We start from the raw sequence: 13,644 nt of genomic DNA on the forward strand, positions 1-13,644 counted from the left end.
GAGCAGCCCGCCGAGCACGCCGAGCAGCGGGGCGGCGGTGGTCGCCACCGTGGCACCGGGGGCGGTGGTGGCCCCCGCCGCCGCGCTCCCCACGAGCGACGGGAGCTCGGTGGCCGCCGGCGGGCGCAGCCAGCCCGCGAGCGCCGTGTACACGCCGTACGCGCCCGCGAGCGCCACGATCACGCCGAGGACCCGCCGGACGACGCCCGACACGGCGATCGCCGCGGCCACCGCGGCGACCGCCAGCGCGGCCAGCCCGATCAGCGCCGGGGCGAGCTGCGCGCCGGACGCCGCGATCGGCACCGCCCCGGTCGCGCCGTGCCCGGCCACCTCGACCCGGGTGGACGCCCAGTCGAGCCGGGTCGTGCCCCACAGGCCGAGTGCCCCGAGCAGCAGCAGCGCGGCCGTCAGGAGGAACAGGCGGCCGCGGCGGGCGGGTGCGGCGGTGTCAGGCATGCCCGTCGAAGCGGCCCAGGGTGGCCGCGGTCGCGACCGCGGACAGCACCGCCCGGGCCTTGTTCAGGCACTCGGTGTCCTCGGCCTGCGGGTCGGAGTCGGCGACGATCCCGCCGCCGGCCTGCACGTACGCCCGCCCCTCCCGGATCAGCGCGGTCCGGATGGCGATCGCGGTGTCGGCGTTGCCGGCGAAGTCGAGGTACCCGACGATCCCGCCGTAGAGGCCGCGGCGGGTGGGCTCCAGCTCGTCGATCACCTGCATGGCCCGGACCTTCGGCGCGCCGGACAGGGTGCCGGCCGGGAAGCAGGACAGCACGGCGTCGACCGCGTTCCGGTCCGCGCGCAGGGTCCCGGTGACCGTGGAGACCAGGTGCATGACGTGGCTGTAGCGCTCGACCGAGAAGAAGTTGCGCACCTTCACCGTGCCCGGCTCGCAGACCCGGCCCAGGTCGTTGCGCCCGAGGTCGACGAGCATGACGTGCTCGGAGCGCTCCTTCTCGTCGTGCCGGAGGTCCTTCTCCAGCAGCTCGTCCTCCTCCTCCGTGGCGCCCCGCCAGCGCGTCCCGGCGATCGGGTGCGTGGTGGCCTGCCCGTCCGCCACGGTGACCAGCGCCTCCGGGCTCGACCCGACGATCGTGAACGGGCTGCCGCCGGACGCGTCCTCGAGGTTGAGCAGGTACATGTACGGGCTGGGGTTGGTCGTGCGCAGCACGCGGTAGACGTCCAGCGGGTCCGCCGCGCAGTCCATCTCGAACCGCTGCGACACCACGATCTGGAAGCACTCCCCCGCCCGGATCTGCTCCTTCGCGACCTCGACGGCGGCGAAGTGCTCGGCCTGGCTGCGCTTGCGCTCGAAGCGCGGCTCGGTGGGGGCGAACACGGCCACGGTCGACGGCGCGGGCGCGGCCAGCTCGGCGGTCATCCGGTCGAGCCGGGCCACCGCGTCGTCGTAGGCCTCGTCGACGCGCTCGTCCGAGTCGTCCCAGTTGATCGCGTTGGCGATCAGCGTGATCGTGCCCTCGTGGTGGTCCACCGCGGCGAGGTCGGTGGCCAGCAGCAGGACCAGCTCGGGCAGCCGCAGGTCGTCGACCGGCGGGTTCTCCTCGCTGCCGATCCGCTCGATCCGGCGGACGATGTCGTAGCCCAGGTACCCGACGAGACCGCCGGTCAGCGGGGGCATACCGGGCAGCGGCTCGCTGTGCAGCTCCTCGACCACGCCGCGGACCGCCGCCAGCACGTCACCCTCGGTCGGCAGGTGGTCGGGGACCTCGCCGGTCCAGCGGATCCGCCCGTCGACCGTGGTCAGCGAGGCGGCGGAGCGGGCGCCGACGAAGGACCAGCGCGACCAGGACCGCCCGTTCTCCGCGGACTCGAAGAGGAAGGTGCCGGGGCGGGCCCGGCCGTCCGGCGCGGCGAGCTTGCGGTAGACGCCGACGGGCGTCTCGTCGTCCGCCAGCAGCCGGCGGGTCACCGGGATCACCCGGTGGTTCTCGGCCAGGGCGCGGAACTCCTCGCGCGTCGGGCTGACCGCTCCCAGCGCGGCGGGAGATGCGGTGGGGGTCGTGGTGGCTGCGGTCACGGACCCATTCTCCCGCGCCGGGTGGATGAGGCGACGACGGGGCGGGTGAAGATGGGCCCGTGACCACCCGCGAACCGCGCCGGCGCGGCCGCCGCACCACCGGTGAGGACACCCGGGCCGCCCTGCTGACGGCCGCGCGCGTCGAGTTCGCCGAGCGGGGCTACGACGGGGCCACCGTCCGCCGGATCGCCGAGCGGGCCGGCGTCGACGCGGCCATGGTCAACCACTGGTTCGGGGGCAAGGCGCAGCTGTTCACGGCGTCGCTCGACGTGCCGGTCGACCCGGGGGTGCTCGTCGAGACGGTCGTGCCCGGGGACCCCGAACGGGTCGGCGAGCGGATCGTCGCGACCTTCCTGCGGGTGTGGGACTCCGCCTCGGGCGGCACGCTGGTGACGCTGGTCCGCAGCGTGGCCGGGCATCCCGCGGCGGCGCGGATGATGCGCGAGTTCATCGTCCGGGTGGTCATCGGGCCGGTCGTCGGGCGGGTGGCGCCGGACCGGGTCGAGGAGCGGGCGGCGCTGGTCGCCTCGCAGGTCATCGGGCTCGGCATGATCCGCTACGTCGTGCAGCTCGAGCCGTTGGCCTCGGCGGACCATGCCACGGTGGTCGCGACGATCGGGCCCACGCTGCAGCACTACCTCACCGGGCCGCTGCCCGCCGGGTCGGGGTGAGCGGGCCGGAGTGAGGGGGTCGCGGTGAGCGGGTCGGGGTTGGGCGGGCCGGGGTGAGGGGGCCGGGGTCGGGCGGGCCGGGGTGAGGGGGCCGGGGTCGGGCGGGCCGGGGTGAGCGGGCGGCGCGTCGGTCGGGGAGCCTGCGGTGGGCGGGACCCGCCGATCCGCGAGCGTGTACGGCTCGCTCCCCGAGGCCTCACCCCCGGGCCGAGACCATGATCATTGCCTGTGGACCCGGAAGGCCGGTTTCCGGCCCTCGGCGACCACGAACGACGATCATGCGCCGACCGCGGCCGACCAGCTCGCCGGCGTCGTCCGTGGTGCACGGGTACAGCGCGCCTCGAGGCCGCACCAGCAGCCGGGGACGGTGATCGTCGGTCGTGGAGCGGAAAGGTCGATTTCCGTCCGTCTGGAGCCACGAACGGCGATCATGAGGCACGGCGGGAGGCCCCGCCCGCACGCCGATCGGCGAGCGGCACAGCGGTGCGGCTCGGGTACGGTGCCTCGATCCCACGGCGGCGCCACCCGGCGCTCCGGTGTGCCACCCAGGCCGCGATCGGGTGGCCGGGTCCGCGCCGGGGCCGCATGATGGATCTCGTGGTGGATCTGCAGGTTCCGGGGCTCAGGGACGTGTCCGGCGCCCTCGCGGACCGGGTCGCGGGCCTGCGGGCGCGGCTCGGCGCGGACGTCTTCCAGAAGGTCGCGGGCGACGAGGGGCCGGACCGGCGCGCGCGGATCCACTCCGCCCCCGGCCCCCGCTGGTTCGCCGAGGACCGCCCGATCCGGCGGGTGCACGGCGACGCGTCGATGTTCGTCGGCGGGCTGCGGGCACTGCTGCTGCAGTCGTTGCACCCGTTGGCCATGGCCGGTGTGGCGGGGCACTCGGGCTACCGCGGCGACCCGTGGGGCCGCCTCGCCCGCACCAGCTACTTCCTCGCCGCGACGACCTTCGGACCCGACGCCGAGGCGCGCGCCACGATCGAGCGGATCAAGGCGGTGCACGCCCGGGTCCGGGGCGTCGCACCCGACGGCCGGCCCTACTCCGCCGGTGACCCGCACCTGCTGGAGTGGGTGCACATCGCCGAGATCGACAGCTTCCTGCGGGCCCACCAGCGGTACGGGTCGCAGCCGCTGGACCAGGAGGGCCGGGACGGCTACGTGGCCGACACCGCGCGGGTGGCGCGCGAGCTCGGCGTCGTCGACCCGCCGGAGACCGAGGCGGCGCTCGCGGCCCGCATCCGGGCGTTCCGGCCGGAGCTGCGCGGGACGCCGGAGGCGCGGTCCACCGCCCGGTTCCTGCTGCTGAACCCGCCGCTCGCGCTACCCGCCCGGGCGCCCTACGCGCTGCTCGCGGCGGCCGCCGTCGGGCTGCTGCCCCGGTGGGCCCGCGGCCCGCTGCGGCTGCCCTACCTGCCCGTCGCGGAGGCCACCGTCGTCCGGCTCGCCGGCGAGGGCGTCACGCGCGGCATCCGCTGGGTGATGTCCGCCTGAACGCCCGAGCATCACCCCCCGAAGGAGCGAGCGGTACCGGCGCTCCAGGTGTGCACGAGAGCGCCGTTCCCTCCGCGAGGGCGGGTCAGAGCAGACGGTCGGAGTCGAAGCAGGTGTGGTCGCCGGTGTGGCAGGCCGCGCCCTCCTGGTCGACGACGACGAGCAGGGTGTCGCCGTCGCAGTCCAGCCGGACCTCGTGCACGTGCTGGACGTGCCCGGACGTCTCGCCCTTGACCCAGTAGTCCTGCCGGGAGCGCGACCAGTACGTGCCGCGGCGCGTGGTGAGGGTGCGGTGCAGCGCCTCGTCGTCCATCCACGCGACCATGAGCACCTCCTTGGTGCCCCGCTGCTGGACGACCGCGCACACCAGCCCGTCCGTGGTGCGCTTGAGCCGCTGTGCGACCGCCGGGTCGAGCCCGGACTCCGGCACCCGGCGCCCCGCGGAGGGCTCGCTCGCGAGCCCGCTCACCGGATCTCCACGTGCTCGGCGCGCAGCACGTCCTTGACCTCGCCGATCCGCAGCTGCCCGAAGTGGAACACGCTGGCCGCGAGCACCGCGTCCGCGCCCGCGCGGATCGCCGGCGGGAAGTGCTCCAAGGCGCCCGCCCCGCCCGACGCGATCACCGGCACGTCCACCACGCGACGCACCTTCTCGATCAGCTCGAGGTCGAACCCGGCGCGGGTGCCGTCGGCGTCCATCGAGTTGAGCAGGATCTCGCCGACGCCGAGCTCCTGGCCGCGGGCGGCCCACTCGACGGCGTCGATCCCGGTGCCCGTGCGGCCGCCGTGCGTGGTGACCTCGAAGGTCGACGGCGTGGGCGGCCCGGCGGTGCCGTCCTGAGGCACGCGCCGCGCGTCGACCGACAGCACGATGCACTGCGAGCCGAACCGCCGCGCCATCTCGCGCAGCAGCTCGGGCCGGGCGATCGCCGCGGTGTTCACCGAGACCTTGTCCGCGCCCGCGCGCAGCATCCGGTCGACGTCGTCGGGCGTGCGGATGCCGCCGCCGACGGTCAGCGGGATGAAGACCTGCTCCGCGGTGCGGCGGACGACGTCGACCATCGTCGCGCGCTCCGCCGACGAGGCCGTGACGTCGAGGAACGTGAGCTCGTCGGCGCCCTCGGCGTCGTAGACCGCCGCCATCTCGACCGGGTCGCCGGCGTCGCGCAGCTCCTTGAAGTTGACGCCCTTCACCACCCGCCCGGCGTCGACGTCCAGGCAGGGGATGACGCGGACCGCGACGCCCACTAGCGCACCGCCGCCAGGGCCTCGCGCAGGGTGAACCGCCCGGCGTAGAGCGCCTTGCCGACGATCGAGCCCTCGATCACCCCGGTCTCGGCGAGCGCCACCAGGTCCTCGATCTCGGAGATCCCCCCGGACGCGATCACCGGGGCGGGGGTCTTCGCCGCGACCTGCTTCAGCAGCTCGACGTTCGGCCCCTGCAGCGTCCCGTCCTTGGAGACGTCCGTGACGATGTACCGCGACACCCCGTCGCGGTCCATGCGGGCCAGGGTCTCCCAGAGGTCGCCGCCGTCCTGGGTCCAGCCGCGGGCCGCGAGCCGGTGCTGCCCGTCCTTGATCTTCACGTCGAGCCCGACGGCGATCTTCTCGCCGTGCTCCGCGCAGACCTTCGCGCACCACTCCGGGTCCTCCAGCGCGGCGGTGCCGAGGTTGACCCGGGCGCAGCCGGTGGACAGGGCGCGGGCCAGCGACTCGTCGTCCCGGATCCCGCCGGACAGCTCCACCTTGACGTCCAGCTCACCGACGACGGCGGCCAGCAGCTCGGCGTTGGAGCCCTTGCCGAACGCCGCGTCGAGGTCGACGAGATGGATCCACTCGGCGCCGTCCTCCTGCCACTTCAGCGCGGCCTCGCGCGGCGCGCCGTAGGAGGTCTCGGTGCCGGCCTCGCCCTGGACCAGGCGCACGGCCTGCCCGTCGGCGACGTCCACAGCGGGGAGAAGGGTGAAACTCACCCGTCGAGCCTACCGACCGCGGACTCGCGGCTCCGCGGGCCTGCTCAGCCGACGACGTCGCGCAGCCAGTTCGCGAGCACCTGGGCGCCCGCGTCCCCGGACTTCTCCGGGTGGAACTGGGTGGCGGCGAGCGCCCCGTTCTCCACGGCGGCCACGAAGTCCTCGCCGTGGTGCGCCCAGGTGACCAGCGGCGGCCTAATCGCGTGCGACTCCTCCAGCTCCCAGCGGCGGGCGGCGAAGGAGTGCACGAAGTAGAAGCGGGTGTCGGCGTCGAGGCCGTTGAACAGCGTCGACCCGGCGGGGGCGCGCACGGTGTTCCAGCCCATGTGCGGCAGCACGTCCGCCTTGAGCCGCTCGACGGTGCCCGGCCACTCCCCGCAGCCGTCCGCCTCCACGCCGAACTCCACGCCGCGGTCGAACATCACCTGCATGCCGACGCAGATACCCAGCACGGGGCGCCCGCCGGCCAGCCGGCGATCGATGATCTGCGGCCCCCGCACCGCGTGGAGGCCCTCCATGCAGTGCGCGAAGGCCCCCACGCCGGGGACGACCAGCCCGTCGGCCGCGCAGGCGGCGTCGAAGTCGGAGGTGACGGTGACGTCCGCCCCGACCCGCCGCAGCGCGCGCTCGGCCGATCGCAGGTTCCCCGATCCGTAGTCCAGCACGACGATCCGCGACACGCCGTCCAGTGTACGGACCGGCGCGGCGGCGCCCGGCCGGGTCAGCAGGCGTCGACGGGCCCGGGAGGGCGCGTCCGCGGGGTCGCCTGGTCCAGGAAGGCGCGGGCGGCCGCGGTGACGGCGCCGGTGCGGCTGACGTAGGCGATGTCCAGCTGGGCGGGCGGTTCCAGCTCGACGACACGGGCGCCGGCCCGCTCCGCCAGCTCGCGCCACGAGTCCGGCAGCACGGCGAGCCCGACCCCGCCGAGGACCAGCGGCAGGATCGCCTCCCGGTGCTCGCACTCCGCCGCGAGCGTCGCGCCGTGCCGCGCGAGCCCGTCGACCACCGACCGCATGGCGGTGCCCGGCGGCCCGGCGATCAACCGGTGCCCCGCGAGCTGCTCGCCCCGCACCGGCCCCTCGAGCGTGGCGTCCGGGGGGGCCACCAGCACGAACCGCTGCCGGGCGACGGGGTGCAGGTCGAGCCCGGTGGCGTGGACGGGACGCGCGCTGGCGAGCAGGCCGAGCTCGGTGGCCCCGGAGCACACGGCCGCGACGACCTCGTCGGCGGTGAACGCGGCCCGCACCACCACCCGCACCTGCGGGTAGGCGGCGCAGAACCGCGCGATGGTCCCGGCCAGCGGCGACACCGCCTGCGAGGGGGTCGCGACGATCTCCACCCGCCCGGCCCGCAGCCCCTCGACGGCCTCGACCGAGGCCCGGGCCAGCTCCAGCCCGTGCCCGACCTCGCGGGCGGGGCCGACGAGCGCGCGGCCGGCCTCGGTGAGCACGACGTCCGCCCCGACGTGGTGGAACAGCGTGGTGTGCAGCTCCCGCTCGAGCGCCGCGACCGCTTGGGTGAGCGTGGGCTGCCCCACCGACAGGGCCTCGGCCGCCCGGTGGAACCCGCCGTGGTCGACCACGGCCAGGAAGTAGCGGAGGTGACGGGCGTCCACCACCCCCATCCTGCTGGCTCCGGGCACGAGGTTCCAGCGCGGGCCGGTGCGCGCGTCGCGCCCGCCCCGGCAGACTGCACCGCGTGAGTGATCCGACCGTCGTGCTCGTGCACGGCATGGGCTGCAACGCCGCCAGCTGGACCCCGACCCTCCGCGAGCTCGCGCTGCGCGGGCACCGGGCCCTCGCCGTCGACCTGCCCGGGCACGGCTTCGACGCCCGCCTCCCCCGCGGCTACCTCGGCCCGCAGGACCCGGCCGCGCTGGCCACCGAGCCCAGCGGGATGCGGGACATCGGCACGGCGGACGACGTCGCCGCCGTCGTCGAGGTGCTGCGCCGCGCCCGGGAGCACGGGCCGACGGTGCTGGTCGGGACCAGCCGGGGCGGGCTGACCCTGAACGCCGTCGGGAACGCCGCCCCCGAGCTGGTGGACCGGCTCGTCTACGTGTCGGCGCACTGCCCGGTCGCGGCGGGCCTCGAGGAGTACGACGCGGGACCGGAGATGGCCGACAGCCTGCTCGGCACCCTGTTCGCCCTGGCCGTGGCGGATCCGGCGACCGTCGGCGCCATCCGGATGAACTGGCGCACGGCCGACCCGGAGCTCCTCGACCGCGCGCAGGCCGCGCTGCTGGCCGACGGCACCCGGGACGAGCTGCTCGCCTACCTGCACCTGCAGGACCCGGACGAGAGCCTGCGGATCGACGAGAAGCTCGTCCGCGCCGACGCCGCCACCTGGGGCACGATCCCGCGCACCTACGTGCGGCTCGCCCAGGACCGCGCGATGCCACCGGCGCTGCAGGACCGGTACATCGCCGAGGCGGACGCGCTCACCCCGGACAACCCGTTCGACGTCCACACCCTCGACACGACACACCTCGGCGCCCAGGTCCACCCCGGCCCGCTCGCCGACCTCCTCGACCGCCTGCTGACCCCGTGAGCGAACGGCACTCTCGCTCGCCAGGGAGGAGCGAGGGTGCCGTTCGTGCATTCGGCGGCNGCAGGTCCTAGAGGGTGCCCTTGGTGGACGCGATGCCGGTGATCCGCTCGTCGGGCTCGGTGGCGGCGCGCAGCGCGCGGGCGATCGCCTTGAACTCGGCCTCCGTGATGTGGTGCGGGTCGCGGCCGTCGAGCACCCGGACGTGCAGCGCGAGGTGGCCGTGGAAGGCCAGCGACTCGAACACGTGCCGGTTGAGCACCGTCGGGTAGTGCCCGCCGACCACGAAGCCCTGCATGACCTCCGGCTCGCCGGAGTGCACGGTGTAGGGGCGGCCGGAGACGTCGACGACCGCGTGCGCGAGCGCCTCGTCCATCGGGATCCAGGCGTCGCCGAAGCGGCGGATGCCCTTCTTGTCCCCCAGCGCCTGGCGCAGGGCCTGGCCGAGCACGATCGCGGTGTCCTCGACGGTGTGGTGCGCGTCGAGGTGGACGTCGCCCTCGGCCTGCACGGTGAGGTCGAACGCGCCGTGCTTGCCCAGCGCGTCGAGCATGTGGTCGAAGAACGGGACGCCGGTGGAGACGTTCGTCCGCCCGGTGCCGTCGAGGTCGATCTCGACGAGGACCTTCGACTCCTTGGTGACCCGCTCGACGCGGCCGATCCGACTCACGACAACTCCTTCACTGGACCGATGGTCGGCTCCGCGAGCTCCGCCTCCGCGCCGACGGTCGGCTCCGCGAGCTCCGCCTCCGCGACGGCCGCGGCGGCGGCCAGGAACGCGTCGTTCTCCTCGGGGGTGCCGATCGTGACCCGCAGCCGCTCCGGGATGCCCACGTCCCGGATCAGCACGCCGCGGTCGAGGAACGCCCGCCACGCCCGCGGCGCGTCGGCGAACCGGCCGAACAGCACGAAGTTGGCGTCACTGGGGACGCAGTCGTGGCCCAGGGCCTGCAGCTCGGGCACCACCCGGTCCCGCTCCGCGGCCAGCAGCGCGACCGAGCCCAGGGTGGCGTCGGCGTGCCGCAGCGCCGCCCGCGCCGCGGCCTGGGTGAGCACCGACAGGTGGTACGGCAGCCGGACGAGCTGCAGCGCGTCGACGACGGCCGGCGCGGCGGCGAGGTAGCCCAGCCGGCCGCCGGCGAACGCGAACGCCTTGCTCATGGTCCGCGACACGATCAGCTTGTGCCCGTGCGTGGCCAGCAGCGTGGTCGCGCTGGGGTGGGCGGAGAACTCGGCGTACGCCTCGTCGACCACGACCATCCCGGGCGCGGCGTCGATCAGCAGCGCGAGGTCGGCCGGGTCGAGCGACTGCCCGGTGGGGTTGTTCGGGCTGGTCAGGAACGTGACGTCCGGCGCCTTCTCCTTGAGCAGGAGCTGCGCTGCCTCGACGTCCACCGAGAAGTCCGCGGTCCGCGGGATCTCCAGCCACTCGGTCTGGGTGCCCGAGCTGATGATCGGGTGCATCGAGTAGCTGGGCACGAACCCGAGCGCGGTCCGGCCGGGCCCGCCGAAGGCCTGCAGGACCTGCTGGAGGATCTCGTTGGAGCCGTTGGCCGCCCAGACGTTCGGGACACCGAGCTCCACCCCGGTCTGCCGGGTCAGGTACGCCGCCAGGTCCCCGCGCAGCGCGAGGGCGTCCCGGTCCGGGTAGCGGTGCAGGTCCCGCGCCGCCGCCTCGCACGCCGCCGTGACGTCCGCGACCAGCTCCGGGGGCGGCGGGTACGGGTTCTCGTTGGTGTTGAGCCGCACGGCCACGTCGAGCTGCGGGGCGCCGTACGGGGACCTGCCGCGCAACGACCCGCGCAGCGGCAGGTCCTCCAGCCGGACCTCGTTCCCGGGAGTGGTCACCGGCCGGACCCCGCCCGATCGAAGCGCGCCGTGACGGCCTGGCCGTGCGCGGGCAGGTCCTCGGCGGTCGCCAGCGTGACGACCCGGTCCGCCACCTCCCGCAGCGCCTCCTCGGTGTACTCGACCACGTGCACGCCGCGGAGGAACGTGCTCGTGGAGAGCCCGCCCGAGTGCCGCGCGCAGCCGCCGGTGGGCAGCACGTGGTTCGAGCCCGCGCAGTAGTCGCCGAGCGAGACCGGCGCGTACGGGCCGATGAAGATCGCGCCGGCGTTGCGTACCCTGGCGCCGACCTCACGGGCGTCGGCGGTCTGGATCTCGAGGTGCTCGGCGGCGTAGGCGTCGACCACCGCGACGCCGTCGGCGAGGTCCCGCACCAGGATCGTGCCGGACTGCGGGCCGGACAGCGCGGTGCGGATGCGCTCGGTGTGCTTGGTGGCGGCGACCTGGCGCTCCAGCTCGGCGTCGACCGCCTCCGCCAGCTCGTCCGAGGTCGTGACCAGCACGGAGGCCGCCTTCGGGTCGTGCTCGGCCTGCGAGATCAGGTCCGCGGCGACGTGCACGGGGTCCGCCCCGCCGTCGGCCAGGATCGCGATCTCGGTGGTGCCGGCCTCGGCGTCGATCCCGACCAGGCCGCGGAGCAGGCGCTTGGCGGCGGTCACGTAGATGTTGCCCGGGCCGGTGACCATGTCGACCGGCTCGAGGTCGGCGCCGTCCGTGTCGGTGCCGCCGTGGGCGAGCAGCGCGACGCACTGCGCGCCGCCGACCGCCCACACCTCGTCGACGCCGAGCAGCGCGGCCGCGGCCAGGATCGTCGGGTGCGGGAGGCCGCCGTTCTCCGCCTGCGGCGGCGAGGCCACCACCAGCGACTCGACGCCCGCGGCCTGCGCCGGGACCACGTTCATGATCACCGAGGACGGGTAGACCGCCAGCCCACCCGGCGCGTACAGCCCGACCCGGCGGACCGGCACGAACCGCTCGGTCACCGTGCCGCCCGGTACGACCCGGGTGACGACGTCGGCCCGCCGCTGCTCCTCGTGCACCGTCCGGGCGCGCTCGACCGAGGTCTCGAGGGCCTCCCGCACGGCCGGGTCCAGCTCGGCGAGGGCCTTCTCCAGCTCGGCGACCGGGACCCGGACCGACGCCGGGCGGACCTTGTCGAACCGCTCGGTGACCTCCAGCACGGCCTCGACGCCGCGCTCCCGCACCGACTCGACGATCGGGCGGACCGCCTCGAGCGCCGCGTCGACGTCGAGCTCCGCGCGCGGCAGCATCCCCCGCAGCACGGCGGGTCGCGGCAGCGGTTCGGGGCGCAGGTCGAGGCGGCGCAGGAGTGGGCGGACCATGCGTCCAGGGTACGTCGTGCGCCTCCGCCGCCCGTGCGCGGTGAGTGGTGCTCCGGCGGCACTTCCCGCACACAGCAGAATCGGGGGGTGGCGCTTCCCTCCCTCCCGGCCGCGCAGCGGCGCGCGCGGCTCGTCGCCCGGCACCGGCTGACCCCCGCGACCCGCACGGACGACGTCCCGCGGATCGTCGACGACCTGGTCGGGCTGCACTCCACGGACCCCGTGACGGTGTACCTCTCGGCCGCCGCCCGGATGTCGCACCCGGACCTCGCCGCGGTGGAGCGGGCGCTCTACGAGGACCGCAGCCTGCTCCGCCACCACGCCATGCGCCGCACGCTGTGGGTGTTCGGCCCGCACCACGCCCGGCTCGCCCACCACGCGGCGACCGTGGACGTCGCCGCGGTGCAGCGCCGCAACCTGCACAAGCAGCTGACCGCGGGCGGCTACCCCGATCCCGACGCCACCGTGGCCGGCGCGCGGGCCCGGATCCGGGAGCTGCTGCTCGCCGAGGGCCCGCTGCCCGCCCGCGAGATCGGGCTGCGGTTGCCGGAGCTCACCACGCCGGTCCCGATCGAGGCCACCACCCAGTCGTTGCACTCCCGGGTGCTGCTGGTCATGGGGTTCGACGGCGAGGTGCTGCGCGCCCGTCCCACCGGCACGTGGATCAACGGGCAGTACCGCTGGGCCGCCGCCGAGGCCTGGGTGCCCGGCGGGCTCGGCGAGCCGCTGCCCAGGCGCGAGGCCGCGGCCGGGCTCGCCCGCGCCTACCTGCGCGCCTTCGGCCCGGCGACCCGCGACGACCTCAAGTGGTGGGCGGGCTGGACGGTCGGGACCACGAAGGCCGCGCTCGCCGACGTGGACGCCGTCGAGACCGACGCCGGGTACGTCCTGCCCGACGACCTTCCCGACGACACCGAGCCGGTGGAGCCGCAGCCCTCCGTCGCCCTCCTCCCGGGCCTCGACCCGACGACCATGGGCTGGAAGCAGCGCGACCACTACCTGGACCCGGCCCTCGTCCCGCAGCTGTTCGACCGCAACGGCAACGGCGGCCCGACGATCTGGGTCGGCGGGACGATCGTGGGCGGCTGGGTGCAGCGCAGGGACGGGACGATCGCGCTGCGGCTGCTCACGGACGTCGGCGCCGAGGCCCGCGCGCAGGTCGACGCCGCCGCGCACGCGCTGGAGTCGCTGCTCGGCGAGGTCCGGTTCACCGTCCGCTTCCCCGCCCCGCTGTCGGCCGAGCTGCTGGCCTAGGTTCTCGAGATCGTGAGCGACTGGTTCCTGGCCGGTGAGCACGAGGCCGACGCGGTGGCCTCGGTGGCGTCCGGCGAGCACTCCTTCGACGACTGGCCGCACCTGTCGATCCCGTTGCGCCGCGCCGAGCTGGCCGCGCTCTACGCGGCCCTGACCGACGCACGGCCGCCGGACCCCCGCAGCCCGGCCGGGCTGCTCGCCGTCGAGGTCGACGTGGGCATGATCGTGACCCGGGTGCCCGAGGCGGCCGTGGCCGCGCTCGCCGAGCTGACCCCGCGGACGGCGCCGCCGGTGATGGCCGCCTGGTCGCAGGCCATCGCGCACGACGAACCCGACGCGCTCGGGGAGATCCTCTCCGACCTCGCCGCCTTCGCCCGGGACGCCGCCGGGTCCGGCCGCCCCGTCCTGGAGCTCGCCCCCTACTGACCGGGCGCCGCCCGGCGACCTCCGTCCGGCACCGGTGACCGGAGCCCGGCCACGAG

At 75.4% G+C, this 13,644-nt stretch carries 15 protein-coding genes; 5 read left to right on the top strand and 10 right to left on the bottom strand.

The features are described from left to right. Nucleotides 1-456 (bottom strand): Trp biosynthesis-associated membrane protein (locus ACFQH9_RS16565; RefSeq protein ID WP_379567027.1); only part of this gene is annotated, 456 nt, incomplete at its 3' end. Beyond that, the gene (locus tag ACFQH9_RS16570; protein WP_379567028.1) at nt 449-2,035 is read right to left on the bottom strand and encodes an anthranilate synthase component I; all 1,587 of its coding nucleotides are present in this window, start codon (nt 2,033-2,035) and stop codon (nt 449-451) included. The genes ACFQH9_RS16570 and ACFQH9_RS16565, both read right to left, overlap by 8 nt. 59 nt (nt 2,036-2,094) lie before the next feature. Here ACFQH9_RS16570 and ACFQH9_RS16575 point away from each other — a divergent pair, with 59 nt between their 5' ends. Continuing rightward, the gene (locus ACFQH9_RS16575; protein WP_379567029.1) at nt 2,095-2,706 is read left to right on the top strand and encodes a TetR/AcrR family transcriptional regulator; all 612 of its coding nucleotides are present in this window, start codon (nt 2,095-2,097) and stop codon (nt 2,704-2,706) included. 600 nt (nt 2,707-3,306) lie between these two features. After that, the gene (locus ACFQH9_RS16580) at nt 3,307-4,197 is read left to right on the top strand and encodes an oxygenase MpaB family protein (protein WP_379567030.1); all 891 of its coding nucleotides are present in this window, start codon (nt 3,307-3,309) and stop codon (nt 4,195-4,197) included. Between the two features lie 85 nt (nt 4,198-4,282). Here the strand turns inward: ACFQH9_RS16580 and hisI are convergent, their stop codons facing one another. From hisI to ACFQH9_RS16605, 5 genes are read right to left on the bottom strand one after another with little or no spacing between them, the layout of a single operon-like run. After that, nucleotides 4,283-4,627 carry a phosphoribosyl-AMP cyclohydrolase gene (gene hisI, locus ACFQH9_RS16585; RefSeq protein ID WP_379567070.1) on the bottom strand — a complete coding sequence of 115 codons (345 nt, stop codon included), beginning with the start codon at nt 4,625-4,627 and terminating at the stop codon, nt 4,283-4,285. Between the two features lie 35 nt (nt 4,628-4,662). Beyond that, nucleotides 4,663-5,445 carry an imidazole glycerol phosphate synthase subunit HisF gene (gene hisF, locus ACFQH9_RS16590; protein ID WP_379567031.1) on the bottom strand — a complete coding sequence of 261 codons (783 nt, stop codon included), beginning with the start codon at nt 5,443-5,445 and terminating at the stop codon, nt 4,663-4,665. After that, the gene (priA, locus tag ACFQH9_RS16595; protein WP_379567032.1) at nt 5,445-6,170 is read right to left on the bottom strand and encodes a bifunctional 1-(5-phosphoribosyl)-5-((5-phosphoribosylamino)methylideneamino)imidazole-4-carboxamide isomerase/phosphoribosylanthranilate isomerase PriA; all 726 of its coding nucleotides are present in this window, start codon (nt 6,168-6,170) and stop codon (nt 5,445-5,447) included. The genes hisF and priA overlap by 1 nt, the downstream gene beginning before the upstream one ends. Before the next feature lie 44 nt (nt 6,171-6,214). Next, a complete protein-coding gene (hisH, locus tag ACFQH9_RS16600) occupies nt 6,215-6,850 on the bottom strand; it encodes an imidazole glycerol phosphate synthase subunit HisH (RefSeq protein ID WP_379567033.1) in 636 nt (211 codons plus the stop codon). A gap of 41 nt (nt 6,851-6,891) precedes the next feature. Then, nucleotides 6,892-7,785 (bottom strand): LysR family transcriptional regulator, encoded by an 894-nt coding sequence (locus ACFQH9_RS16605; RefSeq protein WP_379567034.1) that lies wholly within the window; start codon nt 7,783-7,785, stop codon nt 6,892-6,894. A gap of 83 nt (nt 7,786-7,868) precedes the next feature. On the opposite strand from ACFQH9_RS16605, the gene ACFQH9_RS16610 reads away from it, so the two are divergent. After that, nucleotides 7,869-8,720, top strand: coding sequence for an alpha/beta fold hydrolase (locus ACFQH9_RS16610; protein ID WP_379567035.1), 852 nt, complete (start codon nt 7,869-7,871; stop codon nt 8,718-8,720). 67 nt (nt 8,721-8,787) lie between these two features. Here the strand turns inward: ACFQH9_RS16610 and hisB are convergent, their stop codons facing one another. From hisB to hisD, 3 genes are read right to left on the bottom strand one after another with little or no spacing between them, the layout of a single operon-like run. Beyond that, nucleotides 8,788-9,387 carry an imidazoleglycerol-phosphate dehydratase HisB gene (gene hisB / locus ACFQH9_RS16615; protein ID WP_345379137.1) on the bottom strand — a complete coding sequence of 200 codons (600 nt, stop codon included), beginning with the start codon at nt 9,385-9,387 and terminating at the stop codon, nt 8,788-8,790. After that, nucleotides 9,384-10,565, bottom strand: coding sequence for a histidinol-phosphate transaminase (locus ACFQH9_RS16620; RefSeq protein ID WP_379567036.1), 1,182 nt, complete (start codon nt 10,563-10,565; stop codon nt 9,384-9,386). Before ACFQH9_RS16620 ends, hisB begins: the two co-directional genes overlap by 4 nt. Further along, entirely contained in the window at nt 10,562-11,908 is a 1,347-nt protein-coding gene (hisD, locus tag ACFQH9_RS16625; RefSeq protein WP_379567037.1) for a histidinol dehydrogenase, read from the bottom strand. Before hisD ends, ACFQH9_RS16620 begins: the two co-directional genes overlap by 4 nt. 87 nt (nt 11,909-11,995) lie before the next feature. On the opposite strand from hisD, the gene ACFQH9_RS16630 reads away from it, so the two are divergent. Together ACFQH9_RS16630 and ACFQH9_RS16635 are read left to right on the top strand one after the other, a co-directional pair. After that, nucleotides 11,996-13,162 carry a winged helix DNA-binding domain-containing protein gene (locus ACFQH9_RS16630; protein WP_379567038.1) on the top strand — a complete coding sequence of 389 codons (1,167 nt, stop codon included), beginning with the start codon at nt 11,996-11,998 and terminating at the stop codon, nt 13,160-13,162. Between the two features lie 12 nt (nt 13,163-13,174). Further along, nucleotides 13,175-13,588, top strand: a complete 414-nt coding sequence (locus tag ACFQH9_RS16635) for a hypothetical protein (protein ID WP_379567039.1) — start codon at nt 13,175-13,177, stop codon at nt 13,586-13,588. Nucleotides 13,589-13,644 lie beyond the last annotated feature (56 nt).

This window comes from Pseudonocardia lutea (assembly GCF_042658055.1).
GTDB lineage: Bacteria > Actinomycetota > Actinomycetes > Mycobacteriales > Pseudonocardiaceae > Pseudonocardia > Pseudonocardia lutea.